Source organism: Streptomyces sp. NPDC127097 (genome assembly GCF_042724075.1).
Classification (GTDB): domain Bacteria; phylum Actinomycetota; class Actinomycetes; order Streptomycetales; family Streptomycetaceae; genus Streptomyces.
This window is the reverse complement of record NZ_JBHXFI010000003.1, coordinates 198,569-221,678: the sequence shown is the minus strand read 5'-3', so window position 1 is coordinate 221,678 and position 23,110 is coordinate 198,569. Positions and strand designations below refer to the sequence as shown.

Here is a 23,110-nt window from a genome sequence, read left to right as displayed (position 1 = left end):
GCGACGACGACGGCGGTGGTTTCTTCGCCGGATCCGTCGGTGGCGGGGCAGGCGGTGACGTTGACGGCGACGGTGTCGGCGGTGGCGCCGGGGGCGGGTACTCCGACGGGTACGGTGACCTTCAGTTTCGGTGATGGGACCAGTGCCGGCACCGCGACCCTCTCCGGCGGTACCGCGACCGTGACGCATACGTTCGCCGGGGCCGGCGGCAGCCCGTACACCGTCACGGCGATCTACAACGGGGACGCCGGCTTCACGTCGTCGAGCGGCAGTGAGTCGCAGACGGTGGGGAGGGCGGCGACGACGACGGCGGTGGTTTCTTCGCCGGATCCGTCGGTGGCGGGGCAGGCGGTGACGTTGACGGCGACGGTGTCGGCGGTGGCGCCGGGGGCCGGTACCCCGACGGGTACGGTCACCTTCGGTTTCGGTGATGGGACCAGCGCCGGCACCGCCACCCTCTCCGGCGGCACGGCGACCCTCACCCACACCTACGCCACCAGGTCCGGCAGCCCCTTCCCGGTCACGGCCACCTACAACGGGGACGCCAACTTCGCGGGCTCCACGGGCAATGACACCCAGACGCTCACCAAGAACGCGACCACCACCACGGTGACCTCCACTCCCGACCCCTCGGTGTCCGGTGGGACGGTGACCGTCCGGGCGACGGTCTCTTCCGCGGCCGGTGCGCCGACCGGCACGGTCACCTTCAGTTTCGGTGACGGCACCAGCACCGCCACCGCGACCCTCTCCGGCGGCGTCGCCACCGTCACCCATCCCTACACGACCACCACCGGGAGCCCGTTCACCCTCACGGCCACCTACGGCGGGGACGCCAGCTTCAACGGCTCCACCGGGACCGACACCCAGACCGTCACCCGCGCCTCGACCTCCACCACCGTGGTCTCCACGCCCAACCCCGCCACCACGGGTGACCGGATCACGGTCACCGCGACCGTGATTCCCGTCGCGCCCGCAACGGGCACGCCCACCGGAACCGTCACCCTCGCCATCACCGGACGCAGCCCCCTGACCGTGCCTCTCGTCGGCGGCACGGCCAGTGCGAGCTTCAACCCGCTCCAGAAGGGGTCCCACTTGGTCACCGGCAACTACAACGGTGACGTCAGTTTTGCGCCGTCCGCCGGAACCACCGTCCAGACGGTGACCTGACGGAGTGGGTGCCCCGGCTCCCGTGAGCGGATCCGGGGCACCGGCGTGTTCCGGCCGTCTCGGGGAAGTGCCAGGCGGCCTTCGCGGCTCTCCTGGTGCCGCGATCCGCAGCAGCGGCGCCTCGGTCCGGTTGGCGCGTCCGTTACTTACCCGCGTCCGGGGAGTCGTGAAGAATCCGGACCCGACGACGGGCGCCGGCCCGGGGGAAGTTGTGACCGGATCACGCGGCACCCTTGGCAGCGTCAGTGCAATGTGAAATATTACTGACGTGCCCACGAGAAGAAGCTCGGATGTCATCGTCGTCGGAGCGGGCGTGGTCGGCGCGGCCTGTGCCTACTACGCGGCCCGCGCCGGTCTCTCCGTCACCGTGCTCGACCGCGGCCCCGTCGCGGGCGGCACCACGGGCGCCGGTGAGGGCAACCTCCTGGTCTCCGACAAGGAGCCCGGACCCGAACTCGATCTCGCGCTGCTGTCCACCGGGTTGTGGCAGGAGCTGGCGGAACTGCTCCCGCCGGAGATCGAGTACGAGCCCAAGGGCGGTCTCGTGGTCGCCGCCGACGAGACCGGGATGCGGCCCCTGCGCGACTTCGCGGCCGGCCAGCGAAAGGCCGGGGTGCGGGCGGACGAGATTCCCGCGGACCGGTTGCCGGAGCTGGAACCGCATCTGACTCCCGGCCTGGCAGGGGGCTTTCACTACCCGCAGGACGCCCAGGTGATGCCGGCCCTGGCAGCCGCCCATCTGCTGCGCGCCGGCGGGGACCGGGTGCGCCTGCGGCTCGGTGCGGACGTCACCGGCCTGCTGACCACGGCGGACGGAGCGGTGCGGGGGGTGCGTACGGCGGCCGGCGAGGTGTCTGCCCCGTACGTGGTCAATGCGGCCGGCACCTGGGGCGGCGAGTTCGCCCGGCGCGCGGGCGTCGAACTCCCGGTGCTGCCGCGCCGCGGCTTCGTGCTCGTCACGGAACCGCTGCCGCGGGTGGTGCGGCGCAAGGTCTACGCGGCCGACTACGTGGCCGACGTCGCCAGCGGCTCGGCGGCACTCCAGACCTCGGCGGTGGTCGAGGGGACCGCGGCCGGTCCCGTCCTGATCGGCGCCAGCCGGGAACGGGTCGGCTTCGACCGGACGCTGTCGACCGGGGTGCTGCGCCGCCTGGCGGCCCAGGCCACCGCACTCTTTCCGGTTCTCGCCGGGGTCCGCGCGATGCGGACGTATGTGGGGTTCCGCCCGTACCTGCCCGACCATCTGCCGGCCATCGGCCCCGATCCGCGGGTGCCCGGTCTGCTGCACGCCTGCGGTCACGAAGGCGCGGGGATCGGCCTCGCCCCGGCCACCGGGCTGCTCATCGCGCGGTCCCTGTCCGGGGCCGAACCGCCCCTGGACCCGGGCCCGTTCCGCCCCGACCGCTTCGAAGCCGCCGTCTGACCCGTCCGCTACGAGAGGAGGCCCGCAGTGGCCCGTACCCCCGCCGAACTGGCAGGGGCGAACCCCGGCGCATCGTTCGAGATCACGATGGACGGCCGCCCGGTCCCCGCCCTGCCCGGCCAGTCCGTCGCCGCGGCCCTGTGGTCCGCCGGCATCCTCGCCTGGCGCACCACCCGCACCACCGGCCGCCCGCGGGGTGCCTTCTGTGGCATCGGGCAGTGCTACGACTGCCTTGCCACCATCAACGGGGAGCCCAACCGCCGGGCCTGTCTGGTGCCCGCACACCCCGGCGACGTGATCACCACCCAGGAGGGACACGGCCATGCCCGCATCGGCGTCTGACCCGTACGACCTCGCGGTGATCGGCGCGGGGCCGGCCGGTCTCGCCGGCGCCGTCACGGCAGCCGAACTCGGCCTGTCCGTCGCCCTGTTGGACGCCGCACCGCAGACCGGCGGGCAGTTCTACCGGCATCCGGCGCCGGCCGTCGGCGCGGCCCGGCCCGAGGCGCTGCACCATGACTGGGCGGCCTTCGCCGCGCTGCGCCGGCGCCTGGAGCGGAGCGACGTCCGTCACCTGTCCGGGCACCATGTCTGGGCCGTCACGAAGGAGAACGGCGACCTGTGGGCGGTGCACGCCGTCACCGGGCCCGACGGCACCGGGGAGCAGGCGGCGCGCGTGCGGGCCCGTATGGTCCTGCTCGCGACCGGTTCCTACGAACGCCAACTCCCCTTTCCCGGCTGGACCGTGCCGGGAGTCGTGGGCGCCGGCGGAGCACAGGCCATGCTCAAGTCCGGTCTGGTGCTGCCCGGCAAGCGGATCGTCGTGGCGGGCAGCGGACCCCTGCTGCTCGCGGTCGCCTCGTCACTGGCCGCCGCCGGCGCGCAGGTCCCCGCCGTGATCGAGGCGTCCGGCTATCTGGGGTACGCACGGCATCCCGGTGTGCTCGCCGCCAATCCGCACAAGCTCGTCGAGGCGGCGGTCCACGGCGCCGCCCTGCTGCGGCACCGGGTCCGGCTGCGCACCCGCAGTGCGGTCACCGAGGTGCACGGCACCGACCGGGTGGCGGCCGTCACGGTCACCCGGCTCGACCGCGACTGGCGGCCCGTACGGGGGACGGGCCGGCGGATCGCGTGCGACGCGCTCGCGGTGGGGCACGGCCTGGTCCCGCAGATCGAACTGGCCACCGCACTCGGCTGCGCCACCCGCCGCACGGTGGACGGGACCTCGGCCCTGGCCCTGGACGCCCTTCAGGAAACCTCCGTACGCGGGCTGTGGGCGGCGGGGGAGACCGGGGGAGTGGGCGGCGCCCCGCTCGCCCGCGCGGAAGGGGAACTGGCCGGGCTCGCGGCGGCCGCCCGACTCCACGGGCGCCCCGCCGGCGAAGGGCGCGTACGGGCGCTGCGGCGTCGGCGGGACCGGATGCGTGCCTTCGCCGAGGCGATGGCCGCCGGCCATGCACCGGCGGCGGGCTGGACGGGCTGGCTGACCGACGACACGGAGGTCTGCCGCTGCGAGGAAGTGACCGCCGGAACGATCCGCGAGGCCGTCACCGGCCTCGGCGCCCGTGACGCCCGCACCGTCAAACTCCTGACCCGGGCCGGGATGGGCTGGTGCCAGGGGCGGATGTGCGGAACGGCTGCGGCGTGCCTGGCGGCAGGCGACGGTCCGCCGGAACCACCCGCCGAGCGCCGCCCGTTCGCGGTACCCGTTCCGCTCTCGGCGCTCGCCGCGTCCGACGACCCGGCCGAAAGCCGGCCGGACGCCGCCCCGGCCGTCGACGACTGACCCGCCGGTCGCCCTTGTGGCGGCCACGGACGACTCAATAAAATGTCACACGCTACAGAAGGGTTCACCGGCATGACCGCCCACACCTGGAACAGCACCCGCCCCTGGCGCGGAATCATGGTCGCCACGGCGCTGCCGCTGCGCGACGACCTGTCCGTCGACCACGACGCCTACGCCCAGCACGTCCGCTGGCTGATCGAGCAGGGCTGCGACGGCGTCGTACCGAACGGCTCGCTCGGCGAGTACCAGACCCTCACCGACGAGGAGCGGGCCCGCGTGGTGCGCACCGCGGTCGAGGCGGCGGGCGACGGCGCGCGGGTGATGCCCGGCGTCGCCGCCTACGGCAGCGCCGAGTCCCGGCGCTGGGCGGAGCAGGCGGGCGAGGCGGGCTGCGGCTCGGTGCTCCTGCTGCCCCCGAACGCCTACCGCGCCGACGAACCGGCCGTCCGCGCCCACTACGCCGAGGCCGCCAAAGCAGGCGTGCCGGTCGTCGCGTACAACAACCCCCTCGACACCAAGGTGGACCTGACCCCCGGGCTGCTGGCCCGGCTGCACCAGGACGGCAGCATCGTCGCGGTCAAGGAATTCTCCGGCGATGTGCGGCGGGCCTACGAGATCGCCGAACTCGCCCCGGACCTGGACCTGTTGATCGGCGCGGACGATGTCCTGCTCGAACTCGCCGTGGCCGGTGCGGTCGGCTGGGTCGCCGGCTACCCCAACGCCTTCCCCGCCACCTGCGCCGCGCTCTACCACGCCGCCGTCGCCGGTGACCTGGACACCGCCCTGCCGCTCTACAAGTCCCTGCACCCGCTGCTGCGCTGGGACTCGAAGACGGAGTTCGTCCAGTGCATCAAGCTGTCCATGGACCTCGTCGGCCGTCACGGCGGCCCCGCCCGTCCGCCGCGCTCCCCGCTCACGGGAGAGATCGAGGCCGAAGTCCGGGCCGCCACCGAAAAGGCCGTCGCCGCCGGACACCACTGACCGCATCCGTGCCGCTTCGAAAGGACTCATGGTGCGTACGCGTCATGTCTTCCACGCCGTCGATTCGCACACCGAGGGCATGCCCACGCGCGTGATCACCGGTGGCGTCGGGGTGATTCCCGGCGCCACCATGGCCGAGCGCAGACTCCACTTCATCGAGCACCTCGACCCTCTCCGGACGCTCCTGATGTACGAGCCGCGCGGGCACTCCGCCATGAGCGGCGCCATCCTCCAGCCGCCCACCCGCGCCGACGCCGACTACGGCGTGCTCTACATCGAGGTCTCCGGCCTGCTGCCGATGTGCGGGCACGGCACCATCGGGGTCGCCACCGTCCTCGTCGAGTCGGGCATGGTGCCGGTGACCGAGCCGGTCACCCCGGTGCGGCTGGACACCCCGGCCGGTCTGGTCGCCGTCGACGTGCACGTGGCGGACGGGGTGGCGAAGTCGGTCACCCTCACCAATGTGCCCGCCTTCTGCGCCGGACTGGACCGGACCGTGGAGGTCCCGGGATACGGGAGGGTCACTTACGACCTCGCCTTCGGCGGCAACTTCTACGCCTTCGTCGAACTCGACGCGCTGGGGCTGCCGTTCGACCGTGCCCGCAAGGACGACCTGCTGGCCGCCGGACTGGCCGTCATGGCGGCGATCAACGCCTCGCCGGACCGGCCGGTGCACCCCGAGCAGCCGGAGATCGCCGGGGTCAAGCATGTCTACCTGGCCGCTCCCGGCTCGGACGCCCGGCACTCGCGGCATGCGATGGCGATCCACCCGGGCTGGTTCGACCGCTCGCCCTGCGGCACCGGCACCTCGGCGCGGATGGCGCAGCTGCACGCCCGCGGCGAACTGCCCCTGGACCGTGACTTCGTCAACGAGTCCTTCATCGGCACCCGCTTCACCGGCCGGCTGGTCGCCGAGACCGAGGTCGGCGGGCGGCCCGCCGTGGTGCCGACCGTCACCGGCCGCGCCTGGATCACCGGCACCGCCCAGTACTTCCTCGACCCGGACGACCCCTTCCCCGGAGGCTTCCTCCTGTGACCACCACCGTCTCCTCCGTCACCTCCCGCAATCCGGCCGATCCGTCCGATGTCCTGGTGTCGGTTCCGGCCCCCGGAGCCTTCGCCGCGGCGGATGCCGTCGAGCGGGCCCGCGCCGCCCAGCCCGGCTGGCTGGCCGCCGGTGCCGCCGCCCGCTCGGCCGCCCTGGGCGCGGTCGCCACCGCCCTTGAGGACGCCGCGGACGAACTGGCCGCGCTCGCCGTACGCGAAGTGGGCAAGCCGCTCACCGAGGCGCGCGCCGAGATCGCCAGAAGCGTCGCGATCTGGCGCTACTACGCCCAGGCCCCCTACGAACCCCTCGGCGCCGTGCACGAAACCGCCGTCGGCCCGGGACTGCTGCTGACCCGCCGCCGTCCGTACGGGGTCGCCGGCCTCCTCACCCCCTGGAACTTCCCGTTCGCCATTCCGAGCTGGAAGGCGGCCCCGGCCCTCGCCGCGGGCAACACGGTGGTCCTCAAGCCCGCCCCCGAGGCGACGGCCTGTGCCCGGCGCCTCGCCGCCCTCGTCGAGCAGGCCCTGCCGGCCGGGGTGTGCACCGTGCTGCCCGGCGGAGCGACCGAGGGCAACGCACTCGTCTCCGTCGCCGATATCGTCTCCTTCACCGGCTCGACGACCGTCGGCCGCACGGTCGTACACGCCGCCACGGCCCGGGGCATCCCGGTCCAGGCCGAGATGGGCGGTCTGAACGCGGCCCTGGTCCTCCCGGACGCGGACATCGAGCAGGCCGCGCGCCATATCGCCGCCGCGATCGCCGGATACGCGGGCCAGAAGTGCACCGCCACCCGGCGCGTGATCGCGGTCGGAGCGGCCCTCGGCCCCCTGCGGGAAGCGCTCACGGAAGCCCTGCGTGCGGTGCCGGTCGGTGACCCGGCCGACCCCGCCACCGTGTGCGGGCCCCTCATCAACGAGCAGGCCCGCGACCGGGTCAGCCGCGCCCGGGACGGGCTCCCGGTCCTCGCGGGCGGCACCGCACCCGGCCTCCCCGGCTGGTACGCGGCCCCGACGCTGGTCGAGAAGGTCCCCCCGGGACACCAGCTGCTACGCGAGGAGGTCTTCGGACCGGTCGCGGCACTGCTGCCCGCCGACGATCTGGCCCACGCGGTCCGGATCACCAACTCGGTCCCGTACGGCCTGGTCACCTCGGTCCACTCGGCCGGCCTGGACCCGGTCCTGCACGGGCTCGACCAGCTCGACACCGGAATGATCAGAGTCAACGCCCCGTCCACCGGAGTCGACTTCCATCTGCCGTTCGGCGGCGCCAAGGAATCCGGCCACGGACCGCGGGAACAGGGCCGCGCCGCCCTGGACTTCTACACCTCCAGCCGTACATACACCCTCTCCACCGCGGGAACAATGTGAAATTGTATGCTGGTGATCCGCTCCGCCAGGAAGGGATCACCACCGCCATGGGGCACCTGAAGCACCGCGATCTCAACGCCACCCGGGAGCGGCTGCGCGACCAGGTCGCCCACGCCCTGCGAGCCGCCCTGATCTCCGGTGAACTGCGGCCGGGAGAGGTGTACTCCGCGCCGGTCCTGGCCGAGGACTTCGGGATCTCGGCCACGCCGGTGCGCGAGGCGATGCTCGACCTGGCGCGCGAGGGCCTGGTCGAGCCCGTCCGCAACAAGGGCTTCCGGGTCACCGAAGTCAATGAGCGCGACCTCGACCAGTACACCGAGATCCGCGCACTCATCGAGATTCCCATGATCGGCCGGATCACCCGCTCCGCCGACCGTGCGGAGCTGGAGGCGCTGCGGCCGGTCGCCGAGGAGATCGTGCGTGCCGCGCGCGACCACGACCTCATCGGCTACCTGGAGGCCGACCGGCAGTTCCACCTCGAACTGCTCGGCCTCAGCGGCAATGACCGCCTCGTCGAGACCGTCGGAGACCTGCGCAAGCGCTCACGGCTCTACGGGCTCACCGCCCTGGACGAGCGGGGCGAGCTGATCCCGTCGGCCGAGGAACACCTCGAACTCCTCGACCTGATGCTGGCGGGCGAGGCGAAGGCCGCCGAGAAGTGCATGGCCAAGCACCTCGGCCATGTCCGCTCGCTCTGGGCCAGGAGCGGGACCGCGGCGAAGTCCGGCTCGTAGCGGGCCGGCGGCAGCGGGCCCTGTCCCACCGCGGACAACGGTGCCGTCCGCCCTCCCGCCGTTTCATGCAATGTCACACTCCATGCTGCCCCCGGGCTGTGGAAGGGACCCATGAACCCCGCCTACACCACCGTCGACCATGTCTGCACCGTCCCCCTGGACCACTCCGCCCCCGACGGGGAACACATACAGGTCTTCGCCCGCGAGGTCGTCGACCCGGCCCGCGCGGGCGAGCGGCTGCCCTGGATGCTGTTTCTGCAAGGGGGTCCGGGCGGCAAGTCCCCCCGTCCGTCGGCCGGTTCACCCGGCTGGCTGGACCAGGCGCTCCGGACCCACCGGGTGCTGCTGCTCGACCAGCGCGGCACCGGCCGTTCCACCCCCGTCACCGCCCGAGCCGCCGCCCGCTTCGCTTCCCCCGCCCAACTCGCCGCATATCTGGGCCACTTCCGCGCCGACTCGATAGTGGCCGACGCCGAACTGATCCGCCGGAAACTCTGCCGGGACGAACCCTGGGAGACCCTCGGCCAGAGCTACGGCGGCTTCCTCACCCTCACCTACCTCTCCCGGGCCCCCGAGGGCCTCCGGGCCTGCTACGTGACCGGTGGTCTGCCCGGTCTCACCGCCACCGCCGACGAGGTCTACGCCCGCACCTACCCGCGCGTGCGGGACCGCGTCCGCGACTTCTACGCCCGCTACCCCGACGACGCCCGCCGCCTCCGCCGGATCGCCGATCTCCTGACGGCCACCGAGGTCCGGCTGCCCGACGGGGACCGCCTCACCACCCGCCGGCTGCGCACCCTCGGCCTCGCCCTCGGCATGGGCGACGGTTTCGAGCGGCTCCACTGGCTGCTCGACGAATCCCTGGACACCGACGGTGAGTTGACCGACACCTTCCTCCACCAGGTGCGCAACCTGACCGGCTTCACCGACAATCCGCTGTACGCCGTGCTTCAGGAGACGCTCTACGGGCAGGGCGCCGGCCCGACCGGCTGGGCGGCCTCCCGGGCACTCGACGGTTTCGCCGAATTCGCCGAGGAGGCGGACCCCCTGCTCCTCACCGGAGAAATGATCTACCCCTGGATGTTCCGGGAGATCACCGGTCTGCGGCCCTTCGCGGACGCCGCCGACCTGCTGGCCGCACGCCCCGACTGGCCCCCGCTGTACGACCCCCGGCGCCTCGCCGCCAACGAGGTCCCCCTCGCCGCGATCGTCTACCACGACGACATGTACGTCGACGCGGAACTCTCCCTGCGCACCGCGCGCGAGGTCGGCGCCACCCGCGTCTGGGTCACCAATGAGTGGGAGCACGACGGCGTCACCGCCTCCGGGGGCCGGGTACTGGCCCGGCTGATGGACCTGGCCGCGGGCCGCGCATAACCCCTCGCGCCCGTCCGCTGCCACCCTCCTTCTCCTGCCACCGCCTCCGATGGGAGAGTCATGCCCGCCCTGCCGACCCGCCTGCGCCCCCTCGTCGCGGCCTTAACCCTCCTCGCCGGCCTCGCGACCCCGGCCACGGCGAGCGCCGCGCTCCACCCCAACTCACCGGCTCCCGCCGCCGATTGCGCGCTCCCCGGCAAGACCGGCTGGACCGACGAGGGCCACGACACCGACCGCACCCGGTTCCAGCGCGCCGGCGGCACCCACCGCGTGCTGACCCTCTTCGTGGACTTCCCCGACGCCCCGGCCACCGATTCCACGGACGCCTACGCCGCCCACCTCGCCCCGGCCGCCGCCTGGATGAACCGCGCCAGCTACGGCCGCTCCCGGCTCACCCTCCGCTCACTGCACCGCTGGATCCGGATGCCCGCGGACTCCACCTCGTACGGATTCACCCGCGACCTCACCTTCGAGGCCCACGAGAAGTACCTGCGCGACGCGGTCACCGCCGCCGACCCCTTCGCGGACCTCTCCTGGTACGACATGGTCTACGTCGTCCCCACGAAGGCGGCAGCCGCGATCTCCTTCTCCCCGACCTACCTCTACGACCCCGCCACCCCCGGCGTCACCGCCGACGGCCGCCGCATCAAATGGGCCGTCACCTTCGGCCAGGACATGTGGCGTTGGGGACACAAGGTCGCGGCCCACGAGACCGGCCACACCTTCGGCCTTCCCGATCTGTACTCCTTCACCGGCGCCACCCATCAATACGCCGGCGGCTGGGACGTCATGGGCAACATCGCCGGCCCCGCGCCGCACTACCTCGGCTGGCACTCGTGGAAGCTCGGCTGGACCCGCGACGACCAGGTCGCCTGTCTGCCGCGGACCGGACGCCGTACCGTACGGCTCTCCCCGGTGGAGCGCCCCGGCGGAACCAAGATCGCCGTACTGCGCACCGGCGAGACCACGGCGTATGTCGCCGAATCCCGCCGCGCCGAGGGCGCCGACCGAGCCGCCTGCTCCACCGGCGTCCTCCTCTACAAGGTCGATTCCGCCGCCCTGACCGGCGAAGGCCCGGTGCGGATCATCAACGCCCACCCGGCCACCGATCCGCCCACCGGCTGCACCCCACTGGACCTGGCCGCCCACACCCCCGGCCAGACCTTCACCGACCCGGCCACCGGAGCCCGCATCGAGGTCCTCGCGGGCGGCCCGACGGGCGACACGGTGCGCATGAGCAAGGGGTGAGGGCAGGGGAACGGCTCAACGCCTTTGGGCAGAGCCGATGTTCCGGCCGGATGCAGGGCCGGCGGCGAGGCTCCCGCCGGTCTGACGCGTCATGGCCGCCGCCCGCTCGCTACCGCGGCGGCGGGCCGGCCAGGGCGTGGAGGACGGTGTTGTACCGGTCGTCGAAGTCGATCCGGGTGATGTCGTCGTAGCGGAAGGACGACGGTGCGGCGGCCCAGCGGGCTCTCGGGTTGACCTCCAGCAGCTTGAGCCGCTTCTTACCCGTGCGCACCGGTGCGCCGATGTACACCGCGCCGGGGTTCAGGTCCTCTTCGAAGACCGCTATCAGGTGGTAGTGCCTGCTCACCGACTCGACCAGGGACCGGACGTCCGGCAGCGCGAGTTCACCACGCGGCTCCGGCGGCGGCCAGGGGCCGTTCCGCTGGAGCCAGCGCACCGTCAGATCGCGCGAGCCCCGGCGCCGGACCTGCACGATGTCGCGGGTTCTGAGCGCCACGAAACCGTCCGGGGCGAGGCGGCCGCACTCCGCGATCAGTGTCCATGAGGGGGTCACCTCGATCACGAACCCCTCGATCTCGTCGCTGTCCGGAAGGGCGCGCACGAGACGCGTGAACTGGTGCTTCTCGGCGGCCTCTTGCAGCTGCCGTCGGATCTCCTTGGCCATGGCGTCCATGTTCCTCGCCGTATGTGCCGGGCACCATTCGTTTTGTTCCCCGGGTGCCGTCCACCGGACCCAACAGCGCTTCCTGTCACGGCCGTTGGTGCCCAGGTGAAACCGGATGCTCAGATCTGGCTGAGATTTCCCCTGCGCGCGGCCGGCGTTCCGTATGCTCGCCATACCGAACTACTTCGAACGGAGGACCGATGAAAGCCACCCTCGGTCGTCTGGCCTCCCGTGCCACGTCTTTCCTGCTGCACGGGCGCCGGCCGCGACTCGATCACCCCGACTCGCACCGGGCCGGCCGGGCCGACCAGCACGCGGGTGTGATCGACCACTACATCCCCTCGGTCCCCGGGGGCAGCGGAGGACTGTCCGTACGCTGACCGCGTCACCGTTTACCGGAAGGACGCCGCCTGGGGTGCCGTACGCAGGCCCGGCCTGCGGCGGGCCCCGGGGGCTTCGAGGCCGAACTGGTCGAGCACCCGGTCCACCGTGTGGCCGACGAGGCCGTCGACGGTCTCCGGGCGCTGGGAGAAGGCCGGCATCGGCGGCTGGATGACCGCACCCCTCCGGGAGAGCGCCAGCATGTTCTCCAGGTGGATGTCGTTCAACGGCGTCTTGCGGGGCACCAGGACCAGCTTGCGGCGCTGCCGGAGCGTGATGTCGGCCGCGCGGGAGATCAGGCCGTCCGTGCAGCCGGCGCGGATCAGGGCCAGTGTCGTCATGCTGCACGGGATGATCACCATGCCGTGCACGGGAAAGGCGTCGGAGGATATGGTCGCGCCCAGGTCCTCCGGGGGGTGGATGACGTCCGCGAGCGCGGCGACATCCCGGGTGTGGAGCGAGGTCTCCCATTCCAGGGTGCTGCGTGCCCAGCGGCTCATGACCAGATGCACCTCGACCCCGCCGTGATCCCGCAGCCGCTCCAGCAGCCGTACGCCCAGCACGGCGCCGGTCGCGCCGGTGATGCCCACCACGAGGCGCAGCGGTGCGGACGGGGAAGCCGTGCCGGTCATGCGCCGCCTCCCGGGTTGCGGGGGTCCTGACAGCCCGTCACGGGCAGTGCGGGGGCGTCGGCAGGCACCGGGCAAGGAGGTGGGGCGAGAGGAGTGTTGCCCTGTCCGTGCATGTAGTTTCCGCTCGGTAGGGGTCATCGGCATGAGGTCCCGCGGACCCATCCTGCGGTGTCGCCCTTGCGGCATCCTGCTCCGGCCGCTGACCTGCCCTTGCCGAGGGCTGGGTGCTCCTTGCCGGAACCTTGCCGATGGCTGATTTCGAGGTCTGGAGGGAGCCCGGCCCGCTGTGCCAAGATCACGTTTTCGGGACGGCATCGTCCCTTTCGGGCCGCAGACCGTGGCCGGCACATGTGAGAACGATTGAGGCTCCTGATGTCCGCACCTGCCCTGCCCGGCCCGCACCAGCCAGCGGAAGCCTCCGGTCCTCTTCTGCGCGTCCTGGGGCCCATGACGGCGCGGTACGACGGACGGGACCTGCCGCTCGGTCCGCCCCGCCGCCGGGCCGTGCTCGCCCTGCTGCTCATCCGGCTGGGCCGGGTCGTACCCACCGAGGTGCTCGTCGAGGAACTCTGGCGGGACGAGCCGCCCCGCCGGCCGGTGGGCGCGCTCCAGAGCCACCTCTCCCACCTGCGCCGGGCACTGGACGTCGCGAAGGGGCCGGGCGAACCGTCCTTGGTGCGCCACCGCGCGTCCGGCTACGTACTGGGCCTGGCCCCGGAGCAGAGCGACGCCCACCGCTTCGAGCACCTGGTGACGGAGGGACGGCGGCTGCTGCGGCGGCGGGACGCGGCGGCGGCACGCGACCGGATCGCCGAGGCACTCGCCCTGTGGCAGGGCTCCCCGTACACCGAGTTCTCCGCCCACCCGGTGCTCCTGGACGAGCGCGCCCGGCTCGAACAGTTACGGCTCACGGCCGTCGAGACCGGCGCCGAGGCCCGGCTCGCCCTCGGCGCGGCCGAGGAAGTGGCGGCCGCGCTGGCGCAGGAGGCACGCCGCCATCCCGCCCGGGAACGGCTCATCGGTCACCTGATGACGGCCCTGTCGCAGCTGGGCAGGCAGGCCGAGGCGCTGGAGCTGTACGAGCGGACCCGTGGCCATCTCGCGGAGGAGTTCGGCGTCGACACCGCGGCCGAACTCCAGCGGATACGCACCGCCATCCTCCGCCAGGAATTCGACGACGGCCCGGCCGCCGAACCGGCCCTGCCTCCCGCCGTCCGGCCTGCTGTGGCGGTGTCCCCGCCCGCGCCCGACCCGGACGACGCCGAGCGGCCGGGCCCGCCCGGTGCGGGCGGCGAAACGGCGGAGGCCGCCGGGCCGTCCCCGTTCGCCGGCCGGGCCCGCGAACTGCGCCTGGTGACCCGGGCCGCCGCCGCGGCCCGCGACGGACACGGGCATGTCGCCTGTGTCCTCGGCCCCGCCGGGGTCGGCAAGACCCGCTTGCTGACCGAGCTCGCCACGTCCCTGAACGCGTCCGGCGACGCCCCCGACGTGGTGTGGAGTCACTGCTTCCCGGGGGAGGGCGTACCGCCGTACTGGCTCTGGGCCCAGGTCCTGCGCGGGCTGTCGGCCACCCGGCCGGACGCCTTCCGTGCCGCCTGCGCGCCGTTCGAGGCGTTACTGGCCCCGGTGATGCCGCGCCATCCGGCCGGCACCGTGGAGCGGCTGGCGCCCGACGGCGACTGGGGCCATGCCCGCTTCCTCACCCATGACGCGGTCTGCGAGGTCCTGCTGGAACTGGCCGCCGCCCGCCCCCTGGTCCTGCTCCTGGAGGATCTGCACTGGGCCGACGCCGCCTCGCTGGACCTGCTCAGGCTGCTCGTCACCCGGCGCCACGACCGTCCGCTGAGCATCGTACTGACGACCCGTCAGCCCGAGATGGAGTCCCACGCGTCCCTGCGCCGGGCGCTCTCGGAGGTGCTGCGCGGACCCCGCACCGAGACCCTGCGGCTGGACGGACTCTGCCGGCAGGCCGTCGCCTCCCTCGTCGAGGCCCAGGCCGGGCCCGGGGTCGGCGCCGAGGTCATCGAGGTGCTCCACGAGCGCAGCGGCGGCAACCCGTACTTCGTCACACAGCTGCTGACCCTGCTCGGCGATGTGCGCCGGCTGCACGAACCGGGAGCCACCGAGGTGCTCCTCGCGAGCGTTCCGGCCGGGGTCCGGGACGCGCTGCGGCAGCGCTTCACGGTCCTGCCCGAACCGGTCCTCCGCGTACTGCACCTGTGCGCCGTCATCGGCACCGAGGTCGACACCCACCTCCTGGCGCGCACGGCCGGCCCCGACGAGCCCGTCAGCGCCGCCCTGGAGCCGGCGATCGCCGCGGGACTGCTGACCGAGGACCCGCACCACCCCGACCGCCTGTACTTCGCCCATGCGCTGGTGCGGGAGACCCTCACCGACGAACTGGACCGGCAGGCACGCCACCGGCTGCACGCCAGGGTCGCCGAGGCGCTGGCCATCCGGCGCCCGGGAGGCGAAGCCGGGGGAGCGGAGGCCGAGCGCGTCGCCCACCACTCCTGGCACGGCCGGTCCGAGCTCCCGGCCGACCGGGTGCTGCCCCGCCTGCTGCGCGCGGCCGAGGACGCCGAACACCAACTCGCCTACGAGCAGGTGGAGATCTGGCTGCGCCGGGCCGTGCATCTGGTCGGCGCCCTCCCGCCCGACGACCAGGAGACGCTGCGCCTGGAACAGCGGCTGCACATCCAGCTCGGCCAGGTGCTGGCGACGACCCGCGGCTACGGCGCGGCCGAGGCGGAGGCCGCGCTCAACCGGGGTCGGGCGCTCGGCACCGCGCTCGCCGCCCCCGAGGACCCCTCGGTGCTCTGGGCCCTGTGCGCGGCGCAGCTGGTCACCGGCCGGTACGACGGGTCCCTGCGGTACTCGGGTCTGCTGCGCGAGATCGGCGGACGAACCGGCGATCCGGTCGCCCTGCTCGGTGCCGCCTACGGCTCGGGCATCGTCCTGCACGTCCGGGGCCGGCTGCCCGAGGCGCTGGCGAAGCTGGAGGAGGCCGTGACGACGGCGGACCGCTTCGCGCACCAGGCCCTCACGCTCGCCCGCACCTTCCAGCACGACCCCCGGGTCTCCTGCCGCTCCTACGACGCGTTCACCCACTGGCTCGTCGGCGACCGTGCCGCCGCCGCCGAGCGCCGCCGCGAACTGCTGCTGCTGACGGAGTTCGACAGCCGGCCCTCCGACCGGGCCTTCGCCCTGTACGTGGACGCGGTCATCGCGGCCTGGGAGGGCGACGTGGACACCGCCGGGCGGTCCGGCGCCGAGGGCACCGGCCTGGCCGAGGACCACGGGCTGCTCTACTGGAAGGCGATGCTCAGCCTCCCCGAGGGCTGGGCCCGGACGCACTCCGGCCATACGGAGGACGGCCTCGCCCAGATGCGCTCCGCCCTCGGCGAACTGGGCCGTTCCCGGACCCACTTCCGCCTGCCGCTCCACCTCGGCCTCCTCGGCCAGGCCGAGTACCTGGCCGGCGACCCCGAGGCCGCCGCGGGGACCTTCGGCAGACTCGCCGCCGCGGTCGAGCTGCGCCGCGAACACGTCTACCTCCACCCGGACCTGCCGGCCACCGGACTGCTGCACGCGCTGTCGCCCCGGCGCGTCCCCGAAGGCATCCGACCGGCGGCCCCGGCCCCGAACGGGGAGGTCGCGTAACGCGGTTGGCTCCCGACCGGCCGGACGGGTGTGGCTACCTTGCCCATGGAAACCGGGGCTTGCGGTTGTCGCAGCGGCAGCTTCTGAGAGGGTTCGTTCGGCGGCGGCCCCATCCACTGACTCGCCTGCCGTCCGGTCCGCAAGCGTCACGGTCCGGTCAGTCGAGGTCAGGTGCCATCCCCGAGAGGGCGGCCGGGTTCCTCGCGAACGCGGCCACATTGCGCGGGCACCGCATGCGGGTGCCGAAGTCCGCGCCGTACGGAGCCTCGTCGTCCGGGTCCTCCGGATCGGGCTGCCACTCGTCCGCTTCCTGAATCTCGTACATGAACCCCGTGAGATCGTCCGGGACGACGAACGGCCCTCCATCCCACGGATGCGTGTCATGCGTACAGTCGTCCTCGCGTCGGCGAAGGGCCGCAACCGCCTCCTCCAGCGCCTTCTCCGCCCGCCGGACGAGATCCGGCCGCTCGTCACACCACTCCATCCACGGCCCGACCGCAGTGACTCCGAGCACCCAGTAGACAGTGGCATCACTGTCCACATCGGTCTCCAGCTGGCCTATGCACAGCGCAATCGTCGCCCACGGGTCCCCGGTCGGGTAGCCGCCGATGATGTTCTCGATCCGGCTGGTGAATTCGTCAATGTCACTCCAAGGTCCAAACACGTGGTGACTGACGAGAAGAGGCGGAAGAAGGTTCCCCGGGCCGTGCGGGCGCCGGCGCCGCGGCGGAGTGGGGCGTTCGCCCGTCACTCGGCGCCAAGGGCGCCCGAAGCTGCCCGGCGTTCCTTTTCAGCGTTCCAGGTGATGCGTATATCTGCTGGTCAGGGCTGGTTCAGACGTTCCCGTGTCCCGTACTGCCCGTCGCTGGTGGCGGCCGGGACGGATCATGCCGCAGGCTCACATCGAGCCGCCTCGGTGACGCAACAGCCGGACCACCGAGGCAGGTAACAGCGCAGCACGGTCGAAGCGGCCGAAGGCTGCTGCCCCGCCCAGGGCGTTGACCCGATGGAAAGAGCTTGGAGTGCCTTGGTGGCCTTACGGATAGCGATCACCGCTGAACCGATACCTTCACATGTGTCCGCGCTGGACTACGTCACCTGCCCGGCTCTTGAACAGGGCCACCAGGTCACGCTGCACGCCCCCCTCATGTTCCGCCGCGAAGCCCGGCGACGCGGGGTGGAGCTCTCCGGCGCCGGTACGAACTGGACGTGCGATCCCGGCGTCCAGCGGGCGGCGAGCGAGGTCTGGCAGAAGTACGGAAACGCCCCCTTCAACCGGTACGTCTTCGGCCACCTCTGGCCCGAACAGGCCGAGGCGAAGGCCCATGACCTGCTCACCGCGTGGACACAGGAGCGGCCCGATCTGGTGATCGCCGAGTGCAGCGACCTCGGCGCGCACCTCGCGGCCAGGGCCTTGCAACTGCCCCTGCTCGCAGCGGACAACGGCCTCGGGCCGGTGCTCCTGGATCTCTGGGACACCGACATCGCGCCCACGCTGCGTCCCCTCTACAAGCAGCACGAGCAGGACACCCCCACGCTCCCCCCGATGCTCACCCCCGCGCCGCTCCACTGGTTCTACGAGACGCCCCCGCCCTCGGCACGCGCGGTCCGACGCACCGTCGCGGCCTTCCGCACCGCCCTCCCCGAGTGGCTGGACCGCGCCTCCTCCTTCCGCCCGTCGCGCCCGCTCGTCTACGTGAGCCTCGGCACCCTGACCACCGCGATGTCCGGTCTGCGGACCGCCGTCGAGAACGTCTACCGGGAGATCATGGCCGCACTCCGCGCGCTCGACTGCGAGGCGATCGTGTCCGCGGGAGACCTCGCGCAGCACCTGCCGAACACGAGCCCTCACCTCAAGGTCGTCGAGCACGCCCCGCAGCCCGCACTCCTGCACCGGGCCGACCTGTTCGTGACGCACGGCGGCCGGGCATCCCTGCTCGACGCGGTGCAGGGAGCAACGCCCGTCCTGGGCCTGGGTGTACTCGCCGATCAGCCCGACAACGCCGCCGCGTTCGCCCGCAGCGGCCTGGGCCGGGCGCTGGACGTCACGGCGGGACGCGGCGAGATCGCCGACGCCCTGACGGCGCTCCTGGACACCCCGCGCTACGGCGCCGCCATGAGCGCGGCCGCTACCGAGCTGTCTCAGCTGCCGCACCTGAACCTCACGGAAATTCGGGACAGTCTCTAGGGGGAGTGAAACAACCCCCGGAGATTAGGGGGAGGTTACGGGTGTGAGGGCGCTGGGGGGCCGGATAGCTTTCCCGTGCGGGGGCATTGGCCTCGACTCCCCGGAGGAAGGGGCGTGATGTCCGTGTGTGTGATGCCGCTGCGAATCACTGACCGTTCGCCGAACTCGTTTCGAGGAATGCCATGTCACGTCCTCCTTCCCGCCGGGCCCTGCTGGGTACCGGGCTCGTCGGCGCTGCTGCCGCGCTGACCGGCACGCTGCCGACCGGTACGGCGGCCGCCCAGCCATTGGGTACTGGGTGGAAGGAGGACGAGGGACAGAGATATTCCGTGCCCGGGCTGAAGCGGCCGGTGCGGGTGACGGTTGATGTCTGGGGTGTGCCGCATATTTTCGCCGAAAATGTCGGTGATCTCTTCCAGGCGCAGGGTTTCCATGTCGCCCGGGAACGGCTTTTCCAGATCGACACCTGGCGGCGGCGCGGTCTGGGCCGTTTCAGCGAGGTGCTGGGTGCCTCCTACGTCGAACAGGACCGGGCCGCACGGTTGTTTCTCTACCGCGGTGAGATGGCGGCGGAGTGGGCGAGTTATGGTCCCGAGGCACGCGAGGCGGCAACGCGCTTCGTCGCCGGGATCAACGGCTACCTCGACTGGCTCGATGACCACCCCGGTGCGATGCCGGCCGAATTCCAGAAGCTGGGCTACCGGCCCGCGCGTTGGAGTCCGGAGGACGTGGTGCGCATCCGTACCCACGGCATCGGGAACAACCTGAATTCGCAGGTCGCCCGTGCCCGGCTGATGAGCGTCGGAGGAAACAAGGCGAGCGGCTACTTCCGCAAGCTGGAGCCCGACCACACGGTCCAGGTGCCCGAGGGACTCGATCTGGACCTCATTCCCGCCGATGTCCTCGGGGTCTACAGCCTGGCCACGTCCCCCATGGTGTTCGCGAACGGCACCTTACGCAGGATGTCGGAGGGACAGAACGCCCTGCGGGAGACCGCGACCGGCAGCAATGCCTGGGCAGTGGCGCCGACGCGTACGGCGACCGGCCGGCCGATCCTCGCGGGCGATCCGCACCGGGAGGACTACACACTGCCCGCCAACCGCTATATCGCCCATCTCAGCGCTCCCGGACTGAACATCATCGGTGCCGGTGAACCGTGGAATCCCGGCATCAGCATGGGGCACAACGGCAATGTCGCGTTCGGTCTCACCAATCTCCCTGCCGACCAGGCGGATCTCTACGTCTACGAGCTCGATCCGCACGACCACAGCAGATACCGCTACCGCGACGGCTGGGAAAAGCTGACCACCGCCACCGAGGAAATACCGGTGGCCGGTGGTGAACCCCGCAAGGCTCAGCTCTCGTTCACCCGGCACGGCCCGGTCGTCAAGATGGACGAAAAGAACCACCGGGCCTACGCGGTACGCACCGTCTGGACGGAACCCGGCACCTCGCCCTATCTCGGCAGCCTCAACTACCAGCGTGCCGCGGACTCGCGCGAGTTCGTCGAGGCGATCAGCACATGGAAGACTCCCGGCTCGAATCTGGTCTACGCCGATGCCAAGGGCGACATCGGCTGGGTTCCCGGAGCGATCATTCCGAAGCGCAGCGGCCGGGGTTACGACGGCCGGCTTCCGGTGCCTGGTGACGGGCGTTTCGAATGGGACGGTTTCTACACGAACGCCCAGTTGCCCGCCTCGCACAATCCGCGGTCGGGTTTCTTCGTGTCGGCCAATGAGTACAACTTCCCCGCCGGCTATCCGATGCCCACGTACGAGTGGCAGCCGGCCTATCGGAAGGACCGGATCCACGAGGTCCTTTCCCAGCAGCGACGTACCTCCCTCGCTGACACCCTGGCGCTCCAGAACGACGTGCAATCGGGAGTGGCCCGGCAGTTCCTGCCGTATGTGAAGAAGCTGACTTCGACCGACCCGACGACGGCCAAGGCGCTGCGGCTGCTGTCCGGTTATGACGGCGTCGCCGATAAGGACTCGGCGGCAGCGGCCCTGTTCGAGACATGGGTCATGCGGTTCCTGTATCCCGCGTGGGCCCGGCTCCTGCTGCCGAAGCCGGCCGCCGATCAGCTGGTGGGCTTCAGTATCGATCTCGATCTGCGCCTCGTGAACGACTCATTCGTCCGCCCCGACGACTGGTTCGGCGCCAACGGCGCGCGGAAGCGGGACGAACTGCTGCTCGGCACGCTCCCGAAGGCATACACCGAGGTCGCCTCGAAACTTGGCGCCGACGAGAGCGCGTGGCGGTGGGGCGCGATGCACATTCACGTCTTCATCCACCCGCTCGGCGGCCCGAACGTGGGCCCCACCGAGAGAGGCGGCACCTTCGACACGGTCTGCGCCTCGTACTTCCACTACCCCGACTACCCGTACGCGGAAGTCGTCGGCGCGACCTTCAAGATGGCCATCGACGTCGGCGGATGGGACAACTCGCGCGTCATCAACGCCCCGGGCCAGTCGGGCGATCAGCGCAGCAAGCACTACAGCGACCTCCACGCCAAGTGGAGCGCGGGGGAGTACTTCCCGCTGCTGTACAGCGAGCAGGCGATCGAGCGCAATGGCGGGATGAGGATTCTTCTGGAGCCGTAGCGGTGGCCGGAGTGGTGGCGGTAGCCGGTGCCCGGCGGCGGTGTCGTGGTCGGTGAGCAGGTGAAGGTGCCCGGACCGTGAGTGGGAGCTCGGTCCGGGCTCTTTGCTTGCCAGTAGGGCACGACTACAGCCGGGCCGACGCCCTCCTCGACCACCTCATCCCGTTCTTCCAGGGCTGACCCGCCCGCGGCCGGCCCGCGCAGCCCGTTGCCGCACCCTGCCCCGTACGCCCGCGCGCTTCCGTCCACCGAGCCCCCACCGGTCCGCACCGACCTCACTGAGCCCCCAAGCGCAAGGCCGCCCCCCGACCCCGCAGATCACCCGACCGGCCCCCGACGCCGCCCGGCCGAGTCACCCACCGGGCGCCGCGGGCCCCGGCAAGCGAGGCTGCTCCCTGGAGGTAGGTCATGGAACAGGTGACAGCGGACGTGTGCGTCGTGGGCGCCGGATTCGCCGGGCTGGCGGCCGCGCGGCAGCTCGCCGAGGCCGGGCGTGAGGTCGTGGTGCTGGAGGCCAGGGACCGGGTGGGCGGCCGGGTCTGGAACCGGGAGCTGCCCGACGGCACCGTGGTGTCCGCGGGCGGGACCTGGCTGGGAAAGGGCCAGGAACGGATGTTCCAGCTCTGCCGCGAGCTGGGGCTCGAGGTCTACCCGCAGTACGACGACGGCGATCACCTGGTCTGCCTCGGCGGGCGCAACCGCCGTCACCGCGGCATCCCCAAGGCCGGCCCGGCGGCACTCGCCACCCTCGGGTGGGCGTTCCTGCGCCTGAACCTGATGACGCGGCGGCTTCCGAAGGACGCTCCCTGGCAGGCCCGGCGCGCACGGGCCTGGGATGCCCGCACGCTCGGGCAGTGGCTCTCCCACCCGCTCAACGTGCCCTCGGCCACCGCCCACACCCTCCTCAAGTCGACGATGAATCTGCTGTTCTGCACCGATCCGGCGGAAGTCTCACTGCTGGGCGCGCTCGTCCTGGCACGTGGCGGTGGGGGCAGCGGCTTCGGCTACTACACCGACACCCGTAAGACGGAATCCCACCTCGTGGACGGCGGAGCCCCCGAACTGGCCCGGCGGATGGCCGCGCGCCTGGGCGCGGCGGTCCATCTGTCCAGCCCGGTCCGCCGGATCGTCCAGAACACGACCGACGTAGAGGTCGCCTCCGACGCGTTTGCCGTACGGGCACGACGGGTCATCGTGGCCACTCCGCCCGTGCTCGCCGGCCGGATCTTCTACGATCCGCCGTTGCCCGCCGACCACAGCCACCTGCGGCAACGCCTGGTGCCCGGGGCGATCATCCGGGTGCACACGCAGTACGCCGAGCCGTTTTGGCGGGGCCAGAGGCTGTCGGGCCAGACGCTCGCGCCCCAGTCGCCCGTCCCGATCACCATCGACCAGACTCCCCGCTCGGGGAAGCCGGGTGTGCTGAGCAGCTACGCGTTCGGGGCCGGGGCCGTACGGCTGGGCCGGCTGGATCCCAAGGAGCGGCGGGACATCTGGCTGGACGCGCTCGCCGAGCGTTTCGGCCCGGAGGCGCGCCGTCCCACCGCGTATCTGGAGACCGACTGGTCCGGGCAACCCTGGTCGCTGGGGGGTATGGTCGCCCACTTCCCGCCGGGCGCACTCACCAATTACGGCAGCGCGCTGCGCGAGCCCGTGGGCCGGATCCACTGGGCGGGCACGGAATCGGCGACTTTGATGCACGGGCTGATGGAAGGCGCGGTGCGCTCCGGCGAACGGGCGGCCCGCGAAGTCCTGGCGGCGCACTGACCGCCGTCCGCATCCGGTGCCCGCACTGCGCCATCTGGCTCTCGCGGCGCGCAGGGAGCCCGGCCCCATGAGGTGATGGGAA

General features: G+C 72.1%; 18 protein-coding genes. 15 read left to right on the top strand and 3 right to left on the bottom strand.

What is annotated here, in order from left to right; genetic code table 11:
• Positions 1-15: 15 nt before the first annotated feature.
• The 10 genes from ACFWJW_RS04730 (at position 16) to ACFWJW_RS04685 (ending at position 11,131) form a co-directional block, all read left to right on the top strand.
• Positions 16-1,167, top strand: a complete 1,152-nt coding sequence (locus ACFWJW_RS04730; RefSeq protein ID WP_387235119.1) for an Ig-like domain repeat protein — start codon at positions 16-18, stop codon at positions 1,165-1,167.
• Between the two features lie 268 nt (positions 1,168-1,435).
• A complete protein-coding gene (locus tag ACFWJW_RS04725; RefSeq protein WP_387234849.1) occupies positions 1,436-2,590 on the top strand; it encodes an NAD(P)/FAD-dependent oxidoreductase in 1,155 nt (384 codons plus the stop codon).
• A 27-nt stretch (positions 2,591-2,617) separates the two neighbouring features.
• Positions 2,618-2,932 carry a (2Fe-2S)-binding protein gene (locus ACFWJW_RS04720; RefSeq protein ID WP_387234847.1) on the top strand — a complete coding sequence of 105 codons (315 nt, stop codon included), beginning with the start codon at positions 2,618-2,620 and terminating at the stop codon, positions 2,930-2,932.
• Positions 2,913-4,376 (top strand): FAD-dependent oxidoreductase, encoded by a 1,464-nt coding sequence (locus tag ACFWJW_RS04715; protein ID WP_387234844.1) that lies wholly within the window; start codon positions 2,913-2,915, stop codon positions 4,374-4,376. Before ACFWJW_RS04720 ends, ACFWJW_RS04715 begins: the two co-directional genes overlap by 20 nt.
• Before the next feature lie 72 nt (positions 4,377-4,448).
• Complete coding sequence (locus ACFWJW_RS04710) at positions 4,449-5,357, top strand: dihydrodipicolinate synthase family protein (RefSeq protein WP_387234841.1); 909 nt, start codon at positions 4,449-4,451, stop codon at positions 5,355-5,357.
• Positions 5,358-5,388: 31 nt separating this feature from the next.
• Positions 5,389-6,393: a proline racemase family protein gene (locus ACFWJW_RS04705; protein ID WP_387235116.1), complete on the top strand. Its 1,005-nt coding sequence runs from the start codon at positions 5,389-5,391 to the stop codon at positions 6,391-6,393.
• Positions 6,390-7,772: an aldehyde dehydrogenase family protein gene (locus ACFWJW_RS04700; RefSeq protein WP_387234838.1), complete on the top strand. Its 1,383-nt coding sequence runs from the start codon at positions 6,390-6,392 to the stop codon at positions 7,770-7,772. The genes ACFWJW_RS04705 and ACFWJW_RS04700 overlap by 4 nt, the downstream gene beginning before the upstream one ends.
• A 47-nt stretch (positions 7,773-7,819) precedes the next feature.
• Entirely contained in the window at positions 7,820-8,506 is a 687-nt protein-coding gene (locus tag ACFWJW_RS04695) for a GntR family transcriptional regulator (RefSeq protein ID WP_387234835.1), read from the top strand.
• Positions 8,507-8,617: 111 nt separating this feature from the next.
• Complete coding sequence (locus tag ACFWJW_RS04690) at positions 8,618-9,883, top strand: alpha/beta fold hydrolase (RefSeq protein ID WP_387234833.1); 1,266 nt, start codon at positions 8,618-8,620, stop codon at positions 9,881-9,883.
• A gap of 60 nt (positions 9,884-9,943) precedes the next feature.
• Positions 9,944-11,131, top strand: coding sequence for a M6 family metalloprotease domain-containing protein (locus ACFWJW_RS04685; RefSeq protein WP_387234830.1), 1,188 nt, complete (start codon positions 9,944-9,946; stop codon positions 11,129-11,131).
• 109 nt (positions 11,132-11,240) lie between these two features.
• Here the strand turns inward: ACFWJW_RS04685 and ACFWJW_RS04680 are convergent, their stop codons facing one another.
• Positions 11,241-11,795 (bottom strand): hypothetical protein, encoded by a 555-nt coding sequence (locus ACFWJW_RS04680; protein WP_387234827.1) that lies wholly within the window; start codon positions 11,793-11,795, stop codon positions 11,241-11,243.
• 200 nt (positions 11,796-11,995) lie between these two features.
• Here ACFWJW_RS04680 and ACFWJW_RS04675 point away from each other — a divergent pair, with 200 nt between their 5' ends.
• Positions 11,996-12,175, top strand: a complete 180-nt coding sequence (locus ACFWJW_RS04675; RefSeq protein WP_387234824.1) for a hypothetical protein — start codon at positions 11,996-11,998, stop codon at positions 12,173-12,175.
• 12 nt (positions 12,176-12,187) lie between these two features.
• Here the strand turns inward: ACFWJW_RS04675 and ACFWJW_RS04670 are convergent, their stop codons facing one another.
• Entirely contained in the window at positions 12,188-12,778 is a 591-nt protein-coding gene (locus tag ACFWJW_RS04670) for a UbiX family flavin prenyltransferase (RefSeq protein ID WP_387235113.1), read from the bottom strand.
• Positions 12,779-13,180: 402 nt separating this feature from the next.
• Here ACFWJW_RS04670 and ACFWJW_RS04665 point away from each other — a divergent pair, with 402 nt between their 5' ends.
• The gene (locus ACFWJW_RS04665; protein ID WP_387234821.1) at positions 13,181-16,471 is read left to right on the top strand and encodes a BTAD domain-containing putative transcriptional regulator; all 3,291 of its coding nucleotides are present in this window, start codon (positions 13,181-13,183) and stop codon (positions 16,469-16,471) included.
• 157 nt (positions 16,472-16,628) lie between these two features.
• On the opposite strand, the gene ACFWJW_RS04660 is transcribed toward ACFWJW_RS04665, so the two are convergent.
• Positions 16,629-17,135: a hypothetical protein gene (locus ACFWJW_RS04660; RefSeq protein WP_387234819.1), complete on the bottom strand. Its 507-nt coding sequence runs from the start codon at positions 17,133-17,135 to the stop codon at positions 16,629-16,631.
• A 411-nt stretch (positions 17,136-17,546) separates the two neighbouring features.
• Between ACFWJW_RS04660 and ACFWJW_RS04655 the strand changes: the two genes are divergently transcribed.
• From ACFWJW_RS04655 to ACFWJW_RS04645, 3 genes are all read left to right on the top strand, one after another.
• The gene (locus tag ACFWJW_RS04655; protein ID WP_387234816.1) at positions 17,547-18,659 is read left to right on the top strand and encodes a glycosyltransferase; all 1,113 of its coding nucleotides are present in this window, start codon (positions 17,547-17,549) and stop codon (positions 18,657-18,659) included.
• A 182-nt stretch (positions 18,660-18,841) separates the two neighbouring features.
• Positions 18,842-21,262, top strand: coding sequence for a penicillin acylase family protein (locus tag ACFWJW_RS04650; protein ID WP_387234813.1), 2,421 nt, complete (start codon positions 18,842-18,844; stop codon positions 21,260-21,262).
• A 407-nt stretch (positions 21,263-21,669) separates the two neighbouring features.
• Positions 21,670-23,028, top strand: a complete 1,359-nt coding sequence (locus ACFWJW_RS04645; protein ID WP_387234810.1) for a flavin monoamine oxidase family protein — start codon at positions 21,670-21,672, stop codon at positions 23,026-23,028.
• Positions 23,029-23,110 lie beyond the last annotated feature (82 nt).